Genomic DNA, 21,634 nt, shown 5'->3' with positions numbered 1-21,634 from the left:
TGTAAGAATCAGGATTTGGAAAGAAGACGCAGGTAAACGTCGTGCATCAACTGCGCGTTGGCTTCGATCGCAAAGTTTTCCTCTGCCCACTGGCGAGCCTGGCGGCCCAGTGTCTGGCGAAAGACGTGGTCCTCTGCCAAACGTTGCAAGGCATCGGCAAGCAGCTCCGGGTCGGGCCGCGGGATTGCCAGTCCGGTCACTTCGTGCAACAGCGCGTCCGGCACAGGATCTGTCACCGCCACCACGCTTGGAATCGAATAGAACGCAGCCTCGAATACGGGTCGGCCAGCCGCATCCAGATGAGAGGGAAAGCAGAGAATATCGAGCTGCGGATACAACGACCTGACGTCTGCGACGAACCCCAGCATACGGACCTGTTCCTGCAATCCGTGTTCGCTGATCATCTGCTCAACATTGGCACGCACATCATCGGCAAAACCCAGCTTGCGCAGCGCCCATGCCTTCAACCCGGTGAGCTTGCGAGCGTTTTCCCCGGCTATCAGACACTCGATATTGACCTTGCGCGTCTTCAGGATACGCATCGCCTCGATCAGCTCATAAATGCCTTTGAGCGGAATCAGAACGCCGAGAAACCCGACACGCACGGGCTCCCCGGCGTGTCGCGAAGGCCGAGTCTGTACGCCGTTTTCAATACCAAGGCCGTTGTGCACGATGCTCAGGGGCAAGTCTGCCGGTAGCGTTGCTGCGACCGTATGATCGATCGGCACGACAGCCTCGGCATGTCGTCGCAACAATGCATTGACCAACCGGGTACGCAAGCCGGACCCCGGCGCGCGTTGCAGGGAGCGAACATGCACCAGCATCGGCACCCGCAACAGCCATTTGGCGACGATGGCCAAGGGCAGCAATGTCACTTCGTTAACGTGCAATAAATCGAACTTTTCGTGGCGCAAGCGCCAGATCGCGGCCAATGAAAACGGCAGCAAGAAGACCTCTCGCAGCAGGATTATCCAGCGTAGACGGCGATAGTGGCTGAAACGCGTATTGTCGAACTGGCTGAGCCCTTTGACCTTGCGTACGTCCATGCCGGCTTTGACAAAAGCCTCGCAAACCGGACCGTCAGGCGTCACGACCGTGCCCTGCACACCCAGCGCGTGCAATCGGGTGAACAGTTCGATAAGGCTCTTTGAGGCGCCACCGAATGCCGCGGCAGGATGCAGGTAAAGTACCCGTGGTAATGACTCACTCATCGCAAGCTACCGTACCAGCGGGCGAAGTTGACCCAGCGCCAGACCTGCCACGTATAGGGGCGACGCCCCGCAACGACTGCGTCGAAATGCTCTAGCAACTTGGCCTGGTCAAGAAATGGCAGACCCAGATCCTCTTCCAGCCAAGGTCGCAGCGTATCGGCCATGCCCATCAGCCATTGCTGCTCGGGCGTCGCGAAACCGATCTTGTCGCGTCGATCCAGCACCTCGGCCGGCACGATCCCGCGCAATGCCGAGCGCAGAAGGTGCTTGGTCTCACCACCCGGCGAAACCAGGTATTCCTCTGGCAATGACAGCATGAAGTCGGACAAGTCAGCGGTCAGGAACGGTACGCGGCTCTCCACCGAGAAACGCATCGAGTTGCGATCACCGTGGCGAAGCAGGCCGAGCAGGCCACGCGTATTCAACGAGGTTGCCAACGTGCTCATCATGCGTCGCCCCGACAGGCTTTGCTGTGGCGCATGCTTCGGAAAACCAAGATGCACACCGCTTTCACGCAGCGGGCCGGGGCGGATCCACGCAGGGCAATTGTCCATACCGTTAAGCCCTCGCAACAGATCGTGCAAGCGGCCATCACTGTACTCGCCAACAACCCGTTTCAGACCTTCAAGCCGGCTACGTCCAGGCCATTGCGACCATTGATTCAAAAAGCTCCAGGCTTCGCGGTACTGTCCTTTGTCCAGCAGACTGCGGATACGCTGCCCCGCATAACCGCTGTAGCCACCCTGATTCTCGTCGGCGCCCTGCCCTTCCAGAGTCACGGTGATGCCCTGCTCCTTGGCCTTCCTGAAAACGCGATACTGAGCGTAGATACTCGTGCTGCCGAACGGCTCCCCTTGGGCGGCAATCAGGTCTTCGAGATCAGCCGCCAGTTCGTCTCCAGAAACAATCACCTTATGCGCCTTGGCGCCGACATGGGCATTGATCTTGTCTACCCAGCTTTCTTCGCTGACGACGCTGCCCCGGGCAATGTAGCTGAACGTGTTGATATCCGAGTCCGGTTCCAGGTGACGCATGGCGCAGACGATTGCGGAAGAATCGACACCTCCGGACAGGGCTGCGCCGACCGGCACATCACTGCGCATATGCAGGCGCACGTTGTCGAGAAACATCTCCCGCAGCTGATCGCTGGCGCTGGCAAAGCTGATCGATTGGGTCTGTACGATGGAAGGCTTCCACCAGGTCTCGGGACTGGACACCTTGAGCGTGGCCAGGTCGACAGTCAGCAGTTGACCCGGAAGCAGGCTGACCACGCCCTCGATGAAGCTTTCCTGACCAAAGTCATATTCGCCATGTACCAGATAATCGTAGGCACGCTGCCAATTCAGCGTTGAGCGCTGACTCTTCAGCGCTCGCAGGGCGGGTAGCTCTGAGCCGAAGATGAACGCGCCATCCTCCAGCGCATAGAAGAACGGCTTGATGCCGAATGCATCTCGAACACAGGTCAGTGAGTTTTCCTGACGATCAAACACCACGAAGGCAAACATGCCCTTGAACCGAGGCAACGCTGCTTTGCCCCATTGGCTCCAGGCTGCCAGCAACACTTCAGTGTCCGAATGCGTGCGAAAGCGTGCCCCAAGGGCCTCCAGCTCCACCCGCAATTCGAGGTAGTTATAGATCTCGCCATTGAACACCAGCCCGAATCGTTGATCGGCGGAGTACATCGGCTGCTGACCTGAACTGGAAAGGTCAATGATCGCGAGGCGCGTATGGCCGAGAACGACCGCACCCTCGCCAACCGGATGACGATCAAAGCCTTGGTGATCCGGGCCTCGAAGACGCATCGCGGCTAATGCAGTATCGATTCGTTGATCCAGCCCCGCAGGTGCAGCCCGCCAGAATCCCCCTGTAATTCCACACATCTTATTTGGCGACCTCTACATGCAAATCCTGGGTATTTTCGTAATCTTCCTTGATATCGCGAGCAATATTCAGGGGATCATGCCAGCGCTCAACGAAGGCACGGCTTCTCTTGCCGAGTGCCACCAGCGACTCACGCGGCATCAGCAATAAATCGCGCAATGCGTCCTCTACCGTAACGGGGGTAATCTGGAGAAAGGGCAAATCAGCTTTCATTTCAGGCGGAATGAATCCCAAGTCCTCATCCCGAATATAGACGAGCACCGGCTTGCCAAGCGCCATCAGTTCCACCGCCAAACCGCCGTACCAGCCTGCGAACAGCTGATCCACGAGCACATCCGCCGACTCATAAACCTTGCGCGCCTCGGCGTTGCTCATGCCTTCAACCAACAGCAACTCGAACTCGAAACCCTGAACACGCAACCGGTCCAGTGCACGAAGGATAAGATCCGAACCTTTGACCTTACGGTTGCTTGGCGCATGCACAATACGCAAAGGCCGGTTCTGGTCCTGGGTATAGGAAGGCACCCACTCATCCAGAAAGACAAGCGAATAAGGGGTGAAACGTGCGCTTTCGGGAAGCACATGCAACAAGTCGGGATTCACCGAGTAGACCTGATGGGCAATACTCGAAAGCAGCTTGATATTGCGCCGTTTGAAGGCATCGGAAGCGGCGCAGTAGTAACCCTCGTCGACCTGGCTGGCGATGTTGATGGCGAAATGTTCCCGACTGTAATCGCCCTGACGCGCGTCATCGCCCTGATAGGTGACAAATACAGCCTTGCCCAGCATGCGCACATAGGCAATTTCAAGTCGCTGCAATGTGCGCAAGTAGCCCGCATAAAAAAGACGCAGAAAACCTCTTGCGCCCTGACGCGGACTGAAACTGAAGGCATAGGCGTTAGCCAGCGTAGTGCCTGCGTTGTAATGAATCACATCGAAACGCGGGAGCAAGAACAGAATTGCCCAGAGCCGTTTCAGCTCGCGCATCACTAAACTTTGCCCTGGGCGATGCAGCTCCAGATCTGCCGGGTAGGCAAGGTAATTCTGCGACACCACAAGGGAATAACTGCGCACACCCAGCATCCGCAGCGCTCGACTGAGCGCCTGGGGGTTGCCGCCCACAGAACTGGGGGCATGAAGCACTCTGAGGTTATTCACTAACGACTCGACCGACGACGCTTTCGAATGAGTGATGCATCCGTCCAAATTTTTCTTCCAGGCGAGAGGAGTCAACAACAAAATTCACAGGGGCCGTATCAAGGACCTTATAAACAGGCTCTCGTCCGATTGCAGTGCCTATCACATCACACACTTCACGCAAGCTCATGACATTAGGTCCCGCAACGTTCAACACGCCGGAGTATTCAGACTCTACGACAGAGGAAACCAAATGTACCGCGTCACTTACATACAGCGGGCAAAACGAAAACCCGTTTTCACCTGCCAAATTAATGGGATCTCCATTTTTCACGCTGGACACAAGCCTAGGCATAAGCATAGTGCTTTCTTGCCCCTCGCCATAAATAAAGAAAAATCGCAAGATCGCTACATTCATAACGCTTTTATAAGCACCTAGCATCATCTCAGCCGCAATTTTAGAGGCTGGGTAAATGCTGGACGAATCGCAATCCAGTATTGGAGAACTTTCAGTAAGGACTCCTTCTACCGGCTTATAGACTCCTCCCGTAGAGGCATAAACAAACTGCTTGCATCCAACACGCTGTGCATAATCCAGAAGCTTAAGCGTAGCAATCGAATTGACCGCAAACACATCCAGCGAACCTGCCGGAAACTCTCTGAATCGTCGAGATTGTGCAAGATGAACAATAGCATCCACCTTGGCGGGTAGACGTTCGCAAAAATCAGGGTCTGTCAGATCCAGTTCAATATTGGTGACAGATGGCAATTGAGGTAGATTTCTACCCACACTGTATATATCCCACCCATCAGGAGCGGATGAGGCAAGTGCCTGCCCCAAAAGCCCGCCCCCGCCTGTCAACAGTACAGTCTTACGCAGTATGGACATAACGCCTCCCGACTCTCATGGAAAAAAACCCCACAAGCAAAAATGCAAAGAGCAAGAATACAACTTTACCCAACAGCAAGCCATTAAAATAAAAAACAAATAACGCCGAAAAACAAAACAAAGTCAATATTATTCCAGCCGCAAATAAAACATCAAAAAACCTAAACTTCATAGGCGACAACCTTTGCGAAAATACAAAATAACAAACTGTTAATATTAAAACACTGAAAAAATTTGAAATAATCGCTCCAAAATAGTAATAGTTCGGAATCATATACAAATTCAGACAAAAACTAAATAGCGCCACACCCCAAGTCATCCAGGCAAAGTAATATGTCTTTCGAGATAAAGAGATACCAATAGCGGTAAAACTTGTTGTTGACTGAACAACACATGCAAAAGAAAGAACAAATATCCCAGGAACGACATCACCATATTTTTCAGAGAAAAACATGTGAACAAAATCACCCGAGAAAACAGAAACCCCAGCAGCCAGAAGCGACATCACCAAAGTAAAAACAAGGAGGACCTCCCCGTAAATAGAAGAGCAATCCGAAGGACGAGACTCCTTTAGTTTAAAGACGAGCGGCGCCCAAGCTTGTCCAAATGCCAATGAAAGGAACCCCACCAGAAACGAGATCCGGACTGAGAAAGCATAATCGCCAACCGAATCCAGCCCAACCATGGTAGCAAGCATCCAACGGTCAATCGAAGAAAACACCCAACTACCAAAACCTACAAAGATAAACGGAATACCGTAGCGCAGCATTTTTCGCGCCAAATCAACATCAAAACCTTTGAATAAAACATCACGTAGCCAATATGAAAGAGCAACTGCGACAACAAAAAGTGCTATTGCATATCCATACAAATAGCCTTCAACACCAAACCCGGCCATGACAAAGGCAAGAGATATTATTGCCGCGACCCCCTTTGAGAAGAGGCTGGCGATCAAGTAGCGGACAGGCTGAAAGCGCAGGCGAAAAATATCTTGAATCAACTGAGAAAAGCCCAACAATGAAGCAATACAAAACGCTAATACAAAAACGACAATTGGATACTCTTGACCCAACAAGAAATAAACCAGTGACAGGAACACAAAAGCAACAAGCTGCCATAGCAAGAAGACAGTCAGACCTGTCGAAAGACGAACCGCCTCTGAAACCCCCACAAATTCTTCTCGAGAATAATAAAAAGCCTGGAGCGCATTTGAAAGACCTGACGAACAAACAATGCATATCAAAGCAATAGCAACAACATAAGTCTCAATCAAACCATAATCTTTCTTGGCCAAGGCGCCTGCGAGAAAAAGAAAGCAGCCAAAAGCGATTACCCGAGAAACAAACTCTCCCATCCCGTAAATAAAAAAACTACGCAAGACGCTATACATTACTTCTGACCTTGAGAGTTTCGTTGATAGCGCCAAACATCGCCCCGATGGTATCAAGCGAATGGTGCTTTTCAACATAAGCCCTACCACGCGCACCTATTGCCCGCAACTCCGAACGATCGACAACAAGTTTTTCCAGCACCTCAATCAAGTCACGGGGAGAACACTTTACAAGTGGAAGTTCTCCGCGCTCAAGCAACCCCGCACTAACATATAGCTCTTCAAGATCATCTCGCACATAACAAAGAACCGGCTTGCCCAATGCCATAGCCTCGATAGCAAACATGGCATACCAACCAATCACCAACTGATCAGCAACGATATCGCAATCATCGATCATCTTTTTCAGTTCAGTATTAGGAACTCCCTGAACCATGACCAACTCGACCTCATGACCCTTCTGTTTCAAACGTTCAACTGCCTGCTGAAAAAAACGAGTACCCTTGATATTTTTATGGTTGGGGGCATGCAGTATTTTCACTGGACCAGATTTTGCAACATCACTACCAGAGACCCAACGATCCAAATCAATGGAAAAATGCGAGATACACAATGTGTCCCAATGCTGCATGTAATCCACCCAGTCACAACCGGAAATCACGTGATCTGCATAGAGTGACCATATCCAAACCTTACACCGAATAATCATCCGGCGACGAAAGTGCCTTGGATAATCTTGATCGACGACATGCTTAAAATACAATCCTCCACTTTTCTGCATATCCTGAATATCGCTTCCGTAAGGCATGACGACTACCTTCACACCAGCAATACGATACAGAAATGGCTCTAAAACCCACAAAAACCTGGCAGCATACAAACCACCACCATTAAAATATATATATATAACCTTATAACGAAAAATAGAAAAAAAGTAAGGCAGAAAACTCAATCTAACCAAACGAGAAACAAGCTTATTAGCGCTTACAAGTTTTACATCAAACTCGCTGGTTATAAAATACACTGAGTCGACGAAGGTCTCTACCTGCCACCCCTTAGACTTGAGCGCCTTGGCATGATAAACATTATTTATTAAGGGCTCCGGCCCAAAACCAATCTCTACGGATTTCGGATAAAATCTAGCCAGCAATGCTCCAAAAAGCACAAAAGGGAGAAGAAAGATCTCCCAAACAACCAATACAGAGCTCTTAATAAACCCAGCCATTACTGCACTTTCTCAAAGGACAAGAAAACTTCCATCTTCGATTTTTTTTCCAACTCTACAAGCTTGTAGCCCGACTTCAAGAAAACCTTGATTATTTTTTCCGGAGTCTCGAAAAAGCTGTGAAATGGATCGACGCCACCTGGAGGGACGCCCAAAACAGTCCAGTTCGGGTAAACGTAATACTTATCTATTGAGTAACCTTTTTTCCAGGAACTCCCTCGACGGCGAAGCCAATCCACACATTTCTCGAAAAGAGTCATGCTTCGATCACTCATCCAAACGACTACTCGCCCACCATCCTTGAGAACTCGATTACTTTCCTCAACGGTTTTTTTGAGGTTACAAACATGATCCATACTAGTAGCAAACACAACAGTATCGACCGCTGCGGAAGCCAAAGGAATAAACTCGCTGCAAGCAACCAGTCGCAACCCAAAAAATGAATCATCTTCTATCGGATCAAGACCAATAAACTTTTCATATTTATTATTATCAAAATCCAGATAACCAGGACGCGCCATTACGCCACAGCCAACATCAAGAATGACACCGCCCACGCTATTTGAATTTAAGAACCTCCGAAAATTTGCAACATCCGCTCTATCCGGCAGAGAAATAGAGCCATCCTGCAAGAACTGATAACTGATATACCCGTTATTATTCAGCACCTTATTCAACAAGTAATCTTTTTTATAATTATCAAACAGTTTTTGATCAAAATAAGTCTTAAGATAGCTCTCAGAAAAATAGTATTTCTCACCACATTTACGACACTCAACATCACCTTTTGCTTCAGCCGAAAGAGTTGAGCTGCAGCCAATACACTGAAACATAAATTAGGCCCCGAAAGCTTCTAAATATTTATCAAAAGAAATAAGCGACCAAATGAGTAGGCGTTTATTTTCCTTGCCTGAAAAATGCTGCTCGGCTAAATCCGAAACACCTTCAAAATCCATATATTTATAAATAGGCGAGCTTGGCGCCAACTTCGCCTTGATGAAATCAATACTTTCACCCCTGAACCACGAAGCATCCGGGGCGGAGAAACCTTGTTTCTCTGCCTTCGCGATATCCGCAGGGATGTGAGAACCCATCACGTCTCGCAGTATCTGCTTGCCATCTTTTGTCTTTGAAAAATAGTTTTCGGTTTTATGCCCGACCTGGTTTTCATCCTGGCGCACGACCCCCTGAAGATTATTGAGCTTCAGATGTACAGGGCAGCGCATTGCAAAATCAACCAAATCGTTATCTAGAAATGGCACTCGGCTTTCGAGCCCATGAGCCATGCTGAGTTTATCCTCAACGACAAGCAGGCCGTGCAAAAAAGTCTTGGCTTCGAAATATAACGAATGATTGATGTAGTCCTCAGGCGTGTAGAGATTATCCGCGTGATGTTTGAATACATCGCGAAATATATCTCGCGTCGAGACATGTTTAACATCATCCCATATCGGGGCAAAAACCTGTTTGATCTGGTCGTTGGGAATAAGCCGTTGCCAGAACTGATAGTACTTGTCGATGTATTGCTCGAAATCATCGTTCACTACAGCCCGGTAGTATCGCCACGGATAACCACCAAAGAGTTCATCCCCTCCAGCCCCTGACATCACGACCTTGACGAACTTGGATGCCAGTTGCGCCGCGTAATAGTTTGGATAACTCTGGCCAACACGCGGCTCTTCAAGATGCCAGGCCAGCTTGGGCAAAACCCTCTCCATATCCCCCGCCTTCAAGACCATCTCGTAATGCTCGGTCTTGAAGTGATAGGACATGTACTCAGCCTTGCTACGCTCATCGAACCCCATCTCAATGCCAGACGCTGAGTTGAGGTCGAAGCCGCACGTGAAGGTCTTCATATAGGGATAGGACTTGGCGGCAATAGCCGTAATCGAACCCGAGTCCATGCCGCCACTGAGATAGCTGCCAAGCTCTACATCAGTCACTAATTGACGGTTGACGGCCTGCTTGAACAGACGATCAAGCTCCTCGCGATACTCTTCATCACTGGCTTTAAGCTTTGGCTCGCGAAAGTCATAGTCCCAGTATTGAGTAAATTGCAGAGAGGGTGACTTACGCTTGAGATCCAGCACTGCGTAATGGCCAGCCGGCATTAGCTTTACGTCATTGAGCAAAGTCTTGTCGGTGAAGATATTCTGGAAAGTGAAGTATTCCAGCAGCGCTTCCTTGTCCAGACTGCGTCGAAACTCAGGGATGGCAAGAATCGCCTTTTGCTCGGAACCAAATGCCAGGGTCTGACCCTGCATCGAATAGTACAGAGGCTTGATCCCATAGCGATCACGCGCAAGTAGCAGGGTTTGCTCCTGCCTGTCCCACAGTGCCAGACCGAACATCCCATTGAATCGCTCAAGCGCTTTCACGCCCCAGGCAATCAGTGCGTTGAGCACTACCTCGCTATCGGTCCGAGAACGGAACTGGTAACCCAGTGTCTCGAGCTCCGTGCGCAACTCCCGGTAGTTATAGACCTCACCGTTGTACACCATCACATATCGCTGAGAAACCGAAGCGATCGGTTGGTGGCCAGCCGGCGAGAGATCAATAATTGCCAAGCGGCGATGGCCGAGACCAACATTGCCCTCGATCCAATGCCCTTCACCATCCGGCCCTCGGTGGGCAATGGCGTCAGTCATACGCTGCAGAATTGCAGGCGATACCGGGTTGTTATCAAGGTGTATCAGTCCGGCGATACCACACATCAGGTCAAAACTCCGACTTACAAAACTCAGCGAGTAACGTTAGAAACACTCATAGCCCTAACTTGAAAAAGACTACTCAACTCACTCCACGCCGTTCTCGGCACGCCAATCGATCAGCTTCTGCAAGCCTTCACGCAGTTCGTACTTGTAGGTAAAGCCGAGATCTTCTGCCGCCTTTTTCGGGCAGCCGATACGGTTTTGCACCATGCGGCGCGCGTCGTCGGCGCTGTAAGGGCGATACTCGACAACCAGGTCGGACTGTTTCAAGTCGAGGATACCGTCGCACAGCTCCTTGATGCTGGTTTGCACGCCGGTACCGACGTTGTAGAACTGATCGGTGACTTCAGCTTCAAGCGCCTGCACGTTGCAACGTGCGACGTCTTCCACGTAGATGAAGTCGTAAGCCTGGGTGCCGTCGCCGTTGATAACCGGGCCTTCGTTGGCATCGATCTTGTTGAGCATGATCGGGATTACACCGGTGTAAGCCGCGGTCTGGTCCTGGTGCGGGCCGTAAACGTTCATGTAGCGCAGGCCGACATAGCTCAGGCCGAAGCGATCGTGGTAGGCGTGGCACATGGCTTCGCCAGCGATTTTGGTGGCGCCATAGAAGTTACGGTTGTTGAACGGGTGATCTTCGGTCATTGGTACCTGCACCGCATCACCGTAAACGGAGGCAGAGGAGGAGTAGACCAGACGCTTGATATTGTTCTGAACACACGCCTCAAGTACGTTGAAAGTACCTTCGATGTTCACGTGGAATGCTGTCCGCGGGAAGTCCTTGCAGTGCAGCAACCACATGGCGGCGAGGTGGATAACGCCGTCCATGCCTTTCATTGCATCGTTCAGCAGATCGATTTCGCGTACGTCGCCGCCGTTGGCGTAGAGGCTGCAGCGCGGATCCTTCAGTTGTTCAGCGATGTTGCTGACCTTGCCACGGGCGAAGTTGTCGTAGATGACGACTTGCGCGGCGCCGGCCTTCAACAGTTCCGAGACAACGAAACTACCGATGAAGCCGGCACCACCGATAACCAGAATTTTAGAACCTTGGACTTTCATGCGACGTACTCCATTCAAACGCGGGTGGCGGCCGACAGCGATTCACAGATGAATTGCTGGTCAGCCAGACCAAGATAGGGGTGCATTGGCAAGCTCATCACCCGGTTGGCAATGGCATCACCGATCGGCAAATGTGCCTGTTCATCCTTGACTGCCGGCTGGCGGTTCAACGGAATCGGGTAATGAACAGCAGTAGGAACACCGGCCTGCTTCAGACGATCCTGGACAGTATCGCGCTCATCGACTTGAACGGTGTACTGGGCCCATGCGCCAGTGTTGTGTGCCTCGACATAAGGAGCGGCAATCCGAGCCTCGCCGAGGAGCGTCGCGTAGCGGTCTGCCACCTGCTGACGCAGTTGGAGCTCTTCTTCGAAGATTTCCAGCTTGGGCAGCAAAATCGCAGCCTGCAGCGTATCAAGCCGGCTGTTCACACCGACGCGAATGTGATGGTAACGGCGATCCTGTCCATGGCGGGCAATCTGCCGCAACAGCTTGGCCAGTTCATCATCGTTGGTGAAAATTGCACCGCCATCGCCGTAGCAGCCCAACGGCTTGCTCGGGAAGAAACTGGCGCACGCGATGGTGGTCAGGTTGCAGGAGCGCTTGCCTTTATAGCTGGCACCGAAACTCTGCGCCGCATCCTCGATCACCGGGATGCCGTATTTGGCAGCGATGGCGTTGATCGCGTCGAAATCTGCACATTGCCCATACAGAGAGACCGGAATGATGGCTTTGGTGCGCGGTGTGATCGCCGCTTCCAGCAGTGCCGGGTCGAGGTTATAGGTGCGCGGATCAACGTCGACATAGACCGGCTTGGCACCCAGCAGCGCAACCGTTTCTGCGGTAGCGATGTAGGTGAAGCCCGGCGTGATCACTTCATCGCCCGGGCCGATGCCCAACGCCATCTGGGCAATCTGCAAGGCATCGGTGCCATTGGCGCAGGTGATGCAATGTTTGGCCCCGACAAAAGCGGCAAGCCGTTCTTCCAGTTCAGCCACTTCCGGGCCGAGGATGTATTGCCCATGAGCCAGGACACGCTGGATGCCAGCATCGATCTTGTCCTTGATTCTGGCTTGCTGGATCTTGAGGTCAATAAACTCGATCATTGCCCGGCCTCCTTGACGAGCGTCTTAGCGCTCAATACGTAACGCGCACCACTGTGCTCGCAAATAGCAACGCCATCGCCTTCCAGCGGCAAGTCCAACTGTTCACCGAACTCGCTCATCCAGCCGATTTGCCGAGCCGGCACACCGACCATCAAGGCATAGGCCGGCACAGACTTGTTGATCACGGCACCGGCACCGACGAACGCGTACTCGCCGATAGTGACACCGCAGACGATGGTGCAGTTGGCACCCAGGGTGGCGCCTTTTTTGACGAGGGTGTCCCGGTACTCACTCTTTCGTTCAATCAATGAGCGCGGGTTGTAGACGTTGGTGAACACCATGCTCGGCCCACAGAACACGCCCTCTTCCAGGGTCACATTGTCGTAGACCGACACGTTGTTCTGGATCTTGCAGTTGTCCCCGATGAGCACTTTGTTACCGACAAAGACGTTCTGCCCGAGGGACACGCCTCTGCCGATACGCGCGCCGCTGCAGACATGCACAAAGTGCCACACCCGTGAGTCGTCACCAATCTGCGCACCGTCATCGACAATCGCGGAAGGATGAATCTGATAATTCATGCCTGCCTCAGCGCTTCAGGGTTGCAAGGAAAGGGTGGCCCTCATCGTTCTGCGGCGTAACGATGGCGGACGAACGAATGGTATTCACGGTCTCCACGCAGTGACGCGCATCCTCGATGCCGTAGCCACGACCAGCGAGAATTTCCCGGTAGCTGGTGGTGTGCAGGTCGGTGAAGCCTTCGGAGAACTCCATCTCATCACCATCAACGGTGATGGAACGGTAGGTCGGTTTTTTACCCTTGACCGAGTCCGGCAAATCCTCGGCATCAATGGAGAGGAACCAGCGCACACGCGCCTTTTCGTACTCCAGGTAACCAGCGGCTTTGTAATCATTGGCAAAGTGCACAACGTTACGCTGCAGCTTGCCGAAGATGAAATGCAGCATGTCGTAGAAGTGCACGCCGATATTGGTCGCGACCCCATAAGATTTGCGCGGATCGCCTTTCCAGCTCTCCATGTACCACTTGCCCCGCGAAGTGATGTAGGTGAGTTCTACATCGTACTTACCGTCGCGAGCTTCACCGGCAACTTTTTCCTTGAGATCAAGAATGGCCTGGTGATGGCGCAGTTGCAGAATGTTGTATACGCGCTTGCCCGTCTCGCGCTCGACCCTGGCCAGTTCGTCCAGAATTTCAGGAGTGGGTACCAGCGGCTTCTCGCAAATCACATCACAGCCAAGGCGCAGGCCCGCCGCAATATGCGAATGGTGCAGGTAGTTCGGCGAGCAGACCGCGACGTAGTCCAGGGCAGTCGCCGGATCGCGCTTGAGCTGCCAGGCGTGTTCGATGAAACGCTCGAACTCGGTAAAGAACTCGCTCTGCGGAGACAGGCTGTCAATGATCCCCACGGAATCATTGATGTCATAAGCCGACACCAACTCGTTAGCCGTGTCTTTGATTGCGCGCATATGCCGTGGGGCGATGTAACCGGCAGCGCCGATAAGGGCGAAACGTTTCAAAGGGAACACTCCAGCAATCAGGCTTTGATGATATGAGCTTCAGGGGTGCGGTACTTGCCGCGACTGTCGACCACCAACTGTGCGTGTTGGCGAATCAGCTCATAATCGAATTTATCGTGATCGGTGGCCAGAACAATGGCGTCGAAGCTCGCAATATTTTCAGCGGTCAGCGCTTCGCTGGACAGATTGAAATGGTGCTCACGCATCTTCGGGAAGACCGGTACATGCGGGTCGCTGTAAGCCACCACGCAGCCTTTGGCTTCAAGCAGTTCCATGATCTCGACGGAAGGCGACTCGCGCATATCGTCCACGTTTTTCTTGTAGGCAATACCGAGCACCAACACCTTGCTGCCGTTCAGCGGCTTGCAGTTGTTGTTGAGGCCGTCCATCAACTTGCTGACGACATACTCGGGCATGGCCTGGTTGACCTCACCGGAGAGTTCGATGAAGCGCGTGTGCAAGCCGTACTCGCGAGCTTTCCAGGTCAGGTAGAACGGGTCGATCGGGATGCAATGCCCACCGAGCCCAGGCCCTGGGTAGTAAGGAGTGAAGCCGAAAGGCTTGGTCGCAGCGGCATCGACCACCTCGAAAATATCGATCCCCATACGATCGGCGACCACTTTCATCTCGTTGACCAGGCCAATATTCACCGCACGGTGGATATTTTCCAGCAACTTGGTCATCTCGGCCGCCTTGGTGGAACTGACCGGTACAACCTGGTCAATCGCCTGCTCGTACAATGCGATACCGACGTCCAGGCAAGCTGGGGTATGCCCGCCGATCACTTTCGGAATAGTACGAGTTTCAAAGTTTGGATTGCCCGGATCTTCACGCTCTGGCGAATAGACCAGGAAGATGTTCTCACCGACCTTCAACCCGCCTTCCTGAACGCGCGGAAGCAGTTCTTCTTCCGTGGTACCCGGATAAGTGGTGCTCTCCAGCGAGACAACCTGACCTTCGCGCAAATATGGCTTGATCGCTTCCGTGGTGTTGATCACGAAGCTCATGTCCGGTTCACGGTATTTGTTCAGAGGGGTTGGCACACACAGGATCAAGGCGTCGCATTCGCTTGCGCGCTGGAAATCCGTGGTGGCCTCGAAGCCGCTTTGACGGGCATTCTGAATTTTATCTGCAGGGATATGTTCGATATAGCTTTGCCCGTCATTCAGGCGGGAAACCTTAGCCTCATCGATATCAATGCCTAGCACACGAAAGCCAATAGCGTTGTAGCGCAACATCAGAGGCAGACCGACGTAACCTAGCCCAACGATACCAATTAGAGCCTCTCTGCTTTTGAACTTGCCAACACTCGCCCGTTTCATGTCCGACATCAGGTAAAACTCCCATTAACTAATTCTTAAACGTTTATCACTTCAACTAATCGGGACTCATCACCCATTGTCGATGTTTTTCTTCGCCTATCTGTTTTGTATTTCCGGGCAAGCGTTCGCTGGTTGGATAGCGTGATCCGAACAGCCGTCCATACTTACAAAGCCCGCCTTTACAGAGTGTTGCTTGCCCTCCAGCACGGTGTAACCGCTGCGGGACCATGACCAGGATTGCCAGGCAGGGTGCTCCCCAAGCCTGGCAACCGAAAAAAAGCGCATTATGCCACTTATCTCCAGGCATGGCTTTAAGGCAATTGATGATGAAGGTGTGCTATCCGACCGACAGACACTTCTGTGTCTCACTGTATCTCCCCCCCTGATTTCTGCCCTTCGCTTACAAACTTCCCCTTGCGCGACACAGTAGCGATACACCTCGCCCGCTAAATGGCCACATCCGAACAAGGCACCCCGCCCGCCTCGGTTAACGCCGCACTTACGTGGCAACCTTTATCGAGTGGTTGTGTCGCGCAACCCAGGAGATTTGAAATGTCCCGTACCACCAAGAACACTATCGGTTTGCTCGGCGCAGTCCTCGCTGGCGGCATGATGTTGACTGGCTCCGCTTTCGCCTCGCAGCCTCTGACCCAAGGCTATCTGCTGGCCTCGGCCGAACAGGTGGTGAAAACCCCCGAAGGCAAATGTGGCGAAGGCAAGTGTGGCGATGCGTCGATGGCAAAAACCGACACCGACGGTGACGGCAAGGTGTCCCGCGCTGAATTCCTCAAAGTCGCGCCGAAGTCCAATTTCGACAAGATCGACACCAACCACGACGGCTTCATCGACGAACAAGAAGCATTCGATAACGTGAAAGCCAACTACGAAGCCAATGGCAAAAAAATGCCAAAAGGCCTGTTCGAACACCTGAAAGATCAAGACGGCGCCTAAGTCTCAATAAAAAAGCCGCGCTTTTCCTTCGAAAAGCGCGGCTTTTTCATGTCAGGCACATTTACACCCGAAAACGCTGCACCATCCCTTGCAACGCATTGGCCAGTTTCGATAGCTCATGACTGGAGGCACTGGTCTGATCCGCACCGGTAGCGGAACGCACCGACAGATCACGAATGTTCACCAGATTGCGATCCACCTCCCGGGCCACTTGAGCCTGCTCTTCCGCTGCACTGGCAATCACCAGGTTGCGCTCGTGGATTTCGTGAACCGATGCAGTGATCGTCTGCAATGCGTCACCCGCCCGCTTCGCCATCACCAGAGTTTCGGCAGCACGGGAAGCGCTGGCGTTCATGGAGTCCAGCGCCAGGCTCGAACCATTGCGCATGCCCTGGACCATTTGTTCGATTTCCTGGGTCGATTGCTGGGTGCGATGCGCCAGTGCACGCACTTCATCGGCCACCACCGCAAAACCACGCCCGCTTTCACCCGCACGCGCCGCTTCAATTGCAGCGTTGAGCGCCAACAGATTGGTTTGCTCGGCAATGGCCCGAATCACATCCAGCACCTTGCCGATGTCTTGAGACTGATTGGCCAGCGACTGCACCAACTCACCGGTGTGCTGAACATCATTGGCCAAGGCGCTGATGGCGCTCGCGGTTTCGCTGACCCGCTCCTGCCCCAGATGCGCCGACTCGCTGGACTGGCGAGTGGCATCGGAGGTCGACACTGCGTTGCGCGCAACTTCTTCGACGGCGGAGGTCATTTCGTTGACCGCAGTGGCGGCTTGCTCAATCTCGTTGTTCTGTTGTTGCAGGCCCTGGGTGCTGTCGAGGGTGACGGCGTTCAGCTCATCTGCCGCCGTGGCCAGTTGCGTCGCCGAGCCACTGATGGCTTGCAGGGTTTCCCGCAGGTTCTGCTGCATGGTCGCCAGCGCCTTGAGCAAACGGCTCACTTCGTCATTGCCATGGGTCGCGATAGGTCGGGTCAAATCACCCTGCGCCACGCTTTCCGCCGCACTCAGTGCTTCGTTCAGCGGACGGACGATACTGCGAGTCAGCAACATCGCCAGGCCGACAGTCGCCAACGCCGCGAGTGCGATGAACAGACTGACGATGGATCGCGAGGTTTCGTAGTACGCTGCGGATTTCTGGCTTTCAACGGCGACCTGTTTGGCGAACAGTTCCGCCAGGTCATTGAGCTGCTTGCCGGATCCATCGACCACGGTTTTCATGTCGATCAACAGCAGTTTGGTCAGCTCGTCACGGCGACCTTGCTCGGCCAGGGTGAACGACTGGGCAATGCCGGCGCGATAGGCGGCGAAGGTGGTTTTGAACTGGTCATACAAGGCCTGACCTTCAGCGGTGTCGACCAGTTTGTCGTAAGCCGCAATCTCCTCGCTCAGTTCCTTGTCGCGGGTGTCCATCTGGCTGCGGTAGGTTGGAATGTTCTTTGGGTCTTGATCCAGTGCCATGCGCAAGGAAATGGTACGGATGCGCAGCATCAGCTCGCGGATCTCATCACCACCACGGATGCTCGGCAGCCATTGCTTCTCCACCGCCACCTCGCTTTCGCGAATGCTCGACATCTGCCCCAGGGCAAATATTCCAAGCAACGCCACCAGCACGGCAATCAAGGCAAAACCCAGCGCAGCACGAGGGGCAATATTCAGCTGACGAAGAAACATAACGAGTGCCTTTCTTGTTGTTGGCCTGAATGGGAGGTCGCGAGTGCGCCCCGACAGCTCGTTATCGGCTAGTTGTACGATGACTTGAAAGGATTCGGCTTTTTCAAAGGCAAAAAAAATCCCCGTATCTTTCGATACGAGGATTTTTAATATGGTCGGGGTAAGGGGATTCGAACTCCTGACATCCTGCTCCCAAAGCAGGCGCGCTACCGGACTGCGCTATACCCCGGTAAAAAAAAGGCACCTTTAAAAGGCGCCTTCTGCGAACAGAGCTTTTGGCGTCTGATCTTAAGATTCGATTCCAGCGTTAACTGGTTTCAAAAATGGTGGGTCGTGTGGGATTCGAACCTACGACCAATTGGTTAAAAGCCAACTGCTCTACCAACTGAGCTAACGACCCAAAAATGGTCGGGGTAAGGGGATTCGAACTCCTGACATCCTGCTCCCAAAGCAGGCGCGCTACCGGACTGCGCTATACCCCGGTTTGAAATTGGCTCCGTGACCAGGACTCGAACCTGGGACCCAATGATTAACAGTCATTTGCTCTACCGACTGAGCTATCACGGAACTACATATTTCAATTTACAACGGTGAAGCTTTACTGCGTTCTCTTCAACCCGTTCGCATCGCTGCGTTCGTGTGTCTGAGGCGCGCTATTCTACAATCTTAAGCACCTCTGTCAACCCCCTAAATTGCATTCAAGTTAATGATTTGCAACTTATTTCAGATTTCTGCTTGGGGAGCAGAAACCCTTCCGGGTGACTTACTGCGGGGCGCACTTTACAAGCCTTTTCCTTTGAGTTCAACAACCTGACGAAAAAAAGGCCTCGCAATGCGAGGCCTGTTGTTCAGCTATGGATTATGTAAGAGCGAGCTCGCTCGCGAAGCACCCAAGGACACCGCAGTTATCCAGGAAGGACGCTTCATCGTTAACGCCCATCGCGAGCAAGCTTGCTCCTACAAAAGCGGATCAGGCGAAGACGATTTCGTCGTTTTCCACCACACCCTTGGCGGTATCGCCGGGCATGAAACGACCCGACAAAATCAGCTGCGCCAGCGGGTTTTCGATCCAGCGCTGAATCGCACGTTTCAGTGGCCGTGCGCCGTACACCGGGTCGTAGCCAACCGCGATCAGCTTGTCCATGGCCTCAGGGCTGAGTTCCAGTTTCAGTTCGCGCTCAGTCAGGCGACTGCGCAGACGACCCAACTGGATCTCGGTAATGCCCGCGATCTGATCCCGAGCCAATGGCTCGAAGATCACCACTTCGTCGACCCGGTTGATGAACTCCGGCCGGAAGTGCGTGGAAATCGCATCCATCACCGCTGCGCGCTGAGCCTCACGATCACCGACCAGTTCCTGGATCTGTACCGAGCCCAGGTTGGAGGTCATGACGATCACGGTGTTCTTGAAATCCACCGTGCGGCCATGGCTGTCGGTCAGACGACCATCCTCCAGCACTTGCAGCAAGATGTTGAACACATCCGGGTGGGCCTTCTCGACCTCATCCAGCAGGATCACCGAATAAGGCTTGCGACGCACCGCCTCGGTCAGGTAACCGCCCTCTTCATACCCTACGTAGCCTGGTGGCGCACCGATCAACCGGGCCACGGAATGTTTCTCCATGAACTCGGACATGTCGATCCGCACCATCGCCTCTTCGGTATCAAAGAGGAACTCGGCCAACGCCTTGCACAACTCGGTTTTACCGACACCGGTCGGGCCGAGGAACATGAACGAACCGCTTGGACGATTCGGGTCGGACAAACCGGCCCGCGAACGACGCACCGCGTTGGAAACCGCGATCACCGCTTCGTCCTGACCGATCACACGCTGGTGCAACAGGCCTTCCATCTTCATCAGCTTGTCGCGCTCGCCTTCGAGCATTTTCGACACGGGGATGCCGGTCCACTTCGAGACGACTTCGGCGATTTCTTCCTCGGTCACCTTGCTGCGCAGCAACTGGTTTTCGCTTTTGCCATGCTGGTCGACCATTTGCAGGCTGCGCTCCAGGTCCGGGATCACCCCGTATTGCAGCTCGGCCATGCGGTTCAGGTCGCCTTTACGGCGTGCGGCTTCCAGTTCCTGGCGGGACTGTTCGATTTTCTGCTGGATCTGCGCAGAACCCTGGACTTCGGCTTTTTCCGAGTTCCAGATTTCTTCGAGGTCCGAATACTCACGCTCATGACGAACGATTTCTTCCTGGAGTTTTTCCAGACGCTTGATCGCCGCTTCGTCGCTCTCTTTCTTCAGCGCCTGGGATTCCACCTTCAGCTGAATCAGGCGACGCTCTAGACGGTCCAGCACCTCCGGCTTGGAGTCGATCTCCATGCGGATGCGGCTGGCGGCTTCGTCGATCAGGTCGATGGCCTTGTCCGGCAACTGACGGTCAGTAATGTAGCGATGACTGAGCTTGGCCGCGGCGATGATCGCGCCGTCGGTGATCGCCACTTTGTGGTGAACTTCATAGCGCTCTTTCAGGCCACGCAGAATGGCGATGGTGTCTTCTTCGCTCGGTTCGTCCACCAACACTTTCTGGAAGCGCCGCTCAAGGGCCGCGTCCTTCTCTATATATTGGCGGTACTCGTTGAGCGTGGTCGCGCCGACGCAGTGCAACTCGCCACGGGCCAACGCAGGTTTGAGCATGTTGCCCGCATCCATCGAACCTTCGCCTTTACCGGCGCCGACCATGGTGTGCAGTTCGTCGATGAACAGAATGATCTGCCCTTCCTGCTTCGACAGTTCATTGAGCAGGGATTTCAGGCGTTCTTCGAACTCGCCACGGTACTTGGCACCGGCAATCAGCGCGCCCATGTCCAGGGACAGCAGGCGTTTGCCTTTCAGGCCATCCGGCACTTCGCCGTTGATGATGCGCTGGGCCAGGCCTTCGGCGATGGCGGTTTTACCCACGCCAGGCTCACCGATCAGCACCGGGTTGTTCTTGGTGCGGCGTTGCAGCACCTGAATGGTCCGGCGAATTTCGTCGTCACGACCGATTACCGGATCGAGCTTGCCGTCTTCGGCGCGCTTGGTCAGGTCGACGGTGTATTTATCCAGCGCCTGACGCGACTCTTCGTGGTTGGCGTCGTTGACCGCTTCGCCGCCACGCAGGTTGTTGATCGCGTTTTCCAGGGCTTTTTTGCTGACGCCCTGACCGAGCAACAATTTGCCGAGCTTGCTGTTCTCGTCCATAGCGGCGAGCAGCACCAGCTCACTGGAAATGAACTGATCACCCTTCTGCTGAGCCAGGCGATCCGCCTGGTTGAGCAGGCGCGCCAAGTCCTGCGACATGTTGACGTCGCCGGTCGGGTTCTGGATTTTTGGCAGTTGATCGAGTTCTTTGGTCAGCTCTTTACGCAGGCTGTTCACGTCAAAGCCGACCTGCATCAACAGGGGCTTGATCGAACCACCCTGCTGTTCAAGCATGGCTTGCATCAAGTGCGCCGGTTCAATACCGGGATGGTCAAGGCCGACGGCCAGCGATTGGGCGTCGGATAGAGCTAACTGCAATTTGCTGGTTAAACGATCTATACGCATGGGTCACCTTCCTTTTGAGCAGGCCGGACCTATAAAACATCCTGAATGAAG

General features: G+C 53.4%; 16 protein-coding genes and 4 tRNA genes. 1 reads left to right on the top strand and 19 read right to left on the bottom strand.

Annotated elements, in window-relative coordinates; translation table 11 throughout:
* Positions 1 to 8: 8 nt before the first annotated feature.
* The 13 genes from KGB24_RS02760 to wbpA all read right to left on the bottom strand — a co-directional run bounded on the left by KGB24_RS02760 (position 9) and on the right by wbpA (position 15,410).
* Entirely contained in the window at positions 9 to 1,211 is a 1,203-nt protein-coding gene (locus tag KGB24_RS02760) for a glycosyltransferase family 4 protein (RefSeq protein WP_223414085.1), read from the bottom strand.
* Positions 1,208 to 3,091, bottom strand: a complete 1,884-nt coding sequence (gene asnB / locus KGB24_RS02755; protein ID WP_223414083.1) for an asparagine synthase (glutamine-hydrolyzing) — start codon at positions 3,089 to 3,091, stop codon at positions 1,208 to 1,210. The genes KGB24_RS02760 and asnB (KGB24_RS02755) overlap by 4 nt, the downstream gene beginning before the upstream one ends.
* A gap of 1 nt (position 3,092) precedes the next feature.
* On the bottom strand, positions 3,093 to 4,250 hold the full coding sequence (locus tag KGB24_RS02750; RefSeq protein WP_050550349.1) for a hypothetical protein: 1,158 nt from the start codon (positions 4,248 to 4,250) through the stop codon (positions 3,093 to 3,095).
* Positions 4,243 to 5,118, bottom strand: coding sequence for an NAD-dependent epimerase/dehydratase family protein (locus KGB24_RS02745; RefSeq protein WP_223414082.1), 876 nt, complete (start codon positions 5,116 to 5,118; stop codon positions 4,243 to 4,245). Before KGB24_RS02745 ends, KGB24_RS02750 begins: the two co-directional genes overlap by 8 nt.
* On the bottom strand, positions 5,102 to 6,508 hold the full coding sequence (locus KGB24_RS02740; RefSeq protein ID WP_223414081.1) for an oligosaccharide flippase family protein: 1,407 nt from the start codon (positions 6,506 to 6,508) through the stop codon (positions 5,102 to 5,104). Before KGB24_RS02740 ends, KGB24_RS02745 begins: the two co-directional genes overlap by 17 nt.
* On the bottom strand, positions 6,501 to 7,673 hold the full coding sequence (locus tag KGB24_RS02735) for a glycosyltransferase (protein WP_223414080.1): 1,173 nt from the start codon (positions 7,671 to 7,673) through the stop codon (positions 6,501 to 6,503). The genes KGB24_RS02740 and KGB24_RS02735 overlap by 8 nt, the downstream gene beginning before the upstream one ends.
* Positions 7,673 to 8,506 (bottom strand): class I SAM-dependent methyltransferase, encoded by an 834-nt coding sequence (locus tag KGB24_RS02730; protein WP_223414079.1) that lies wholly within the window; start codon positions 8,504 to 8,506, stop codon positions 7,673 to 7,675. The genes KGB24_RS02735 and KGB24_RS02730 overlap by 1 nt, the downstream gene beginning before the upstream one ends.
* Before the next feature lie 3 nt (positions 8,507 to 8,509).
* Positions 8,510 to 10,387: an asparagine synthase (glutamine-hydrolyzing) gene (gene asnB, locus KGB24_RS02725; protein WP_223414078.1), complete on the bottom strand. Its 1,878-nt coding sequence runs from the start codon at positions 10,385 to 10,387 to the stop codon at positions 8,510 to 8,512.
* An 81-nt stretch (positions 10,388 to 10,468) separates the two neighbouring features.
* Positions 10,469 to 11,443 carry an SDR family NAD(P)-dependent oxidoreductase gene (locus KGB24_RS02720; RefSeq protein WP_223414077.1) on the bottom strand — a complete coding sequence of 325 codons (975 nt, stop codon included), beginning with the start codon at positions 11,441 to 11,443 and terminating at the stop codon, positions 10,469 to 10,471.
* 14 nt (positions 11,444 to 11,457) lie between these two features.
* The gene (locus KGB24_RS02715; protein WP_223414076.1) at positions 11,458 to 12,549 is read right to left on the bottom strand and encodes a DegT/DnrJ/EryC1/StrS family aminotransferase; all 1,092 of its coding nucleotides are present in this window, start codon (positions 12,547 to 12,549) and stop codon (positions 11,458 to 11,460) included.
* The gene (wbpD, locus tag KGB24_RS02710) at positions 12,546 to 13,130 is read right to left on the bottom strand and encodes a UDP-2-acetamido-3-amino-2,3-dideoxy-D-glucuronate N-acetyltransferase (protein WP_008028775.1); all 585 of its coding nucleotides are present in this window, start codon (positions 13,128 to 13,130) and stop codon (positions 12,546 to 12,548) included. Before wbpD ends, KGB24_RS02715 begins: the two co-directional genes overlap by 4 nt.
* Before the next feature lie 7 nt (positions 13,131 to 13,137).
* On the bottom strand, positions 13,138 to 14,088 hold the full coding sequence (wbpB, locus tag KGB24_RS02705) for a UDP-N-acetyl-2-amino-2-deoxy-D-glucuronate oxidase (RefSeq protein WP_008028776.1): 951 nt from the start codon (positions 14,086 to 14,088) through the stop codon (positions 13,138 to 13,140).
* A gap of 17 nt (positions 14,089 to 14,105) precedes the next feature.
* A complete protein-coding gene (wbpA, locus tag KGB24_RS02700; RefSeq protein ID WP_223414102.1) occupies positions 14,106 to 15,410 on the bottom strand; it encodes a UDP-N-acetyl-D-glucosamine 6-dehydrogenase in 1,305 nt (434 codons plus the stop codon).
* A 552-nt stretch (positions 15,411 to 15,962) separates the two neighbouring features.
* Here wbpA and KGB24_RS02695 point away from each other — a divergent pair.
* Positions 15,963 to 16,361, top strand: coding sequence for an EF-hand domain-containing protein (locus tag KGB24_RS02695; protein WP_223414075.1), 399 nt, complete (start codon positions 15,963 to 15,965; stop codon positions 16,359 to 16,361).
* 61 nt (positions 16,362 to 16,422) lie between these two features.
* On the opposite strand, the gene KGB24_RS02690 is transcribed toward KGB24_RS02695, so the two are convergent.
* The 6 genes from KGB24_RS02690 to clpB form a co-directional block, all read right to left on the bottom strand.
* Positions 16,423 to 18,048 carry a methyl-accepting chemotaxis protein gene (locus KGB24_RS02690; protein WP_223414074.1) on the bottom strand — a complete coding sequence of 542 codons (1,626 nt, stop codon included), beginning with the start codon at positions 18,046 to 18,048 and terminating at the stop codon, positions 16,423 to 16,425.
* Between the two features lie 152 nt (positions 18,049 to 18,200).
* Positions 18,201 to 18,277: transfer RNA gene (locus tag KGB24_RS02685), tRNA-Pro, on the bottom strand.
* A 95-nt stretch (positions 18,278 to 18,372) separates the two neighbouring features.
* Positions 18,373 to 18,448: transfer RNA gene (locus KGB24_RS02680), tRNA-Lys, on the bottom strand.
* A gap of 5 nt (positions 18,449 to 18,453) precedes the next feature.
* Positions 18,454 to 18,530 (bottom strand) — tRNA-Pro (locus tag KGB24_RS02675).
* A gap of 9 nt (positions 18,531 to 18,539) precedes the next feature.
* Positions 18,540 to 18,615: transfer RNA gene (locus KGB24_RS02670), tRNA-Asn, on the bottom strand.
* 403 nt (positions 18,616 to 19,018) lie between these two features.
* Positions 19,019 to 21,583, bottom strand: coding sequence for an ATP-dependent chaperone ClpB (gene clpB / locus KGB24_RS02665; RefSeq protein ID WP_008037881.1), 2,565 nt, complete (start codon positions 21,581 to 21,583; stop codon positions 19,019 to 19,021).
* Positions 21,584 to 21,634 lie beyond the last annotated feature (51 nt).

Source organism: Pseudomonas sp. BF-RE-25, from assembly GCF_019956105.1.
In the GTDB taxonomy this organism is placed as follows: Bacteria; Pseudomonadota; Gammaproteobacteria; order Pseudomonadales; family Pseudomonadaceae; genus Aquipseudomonas; species Aquipseudomonas migulae.
Note: the sequence above shows the minus strand (reverse complement) of the source record. Positions and strands in the feature narration are given on the sequence as shown.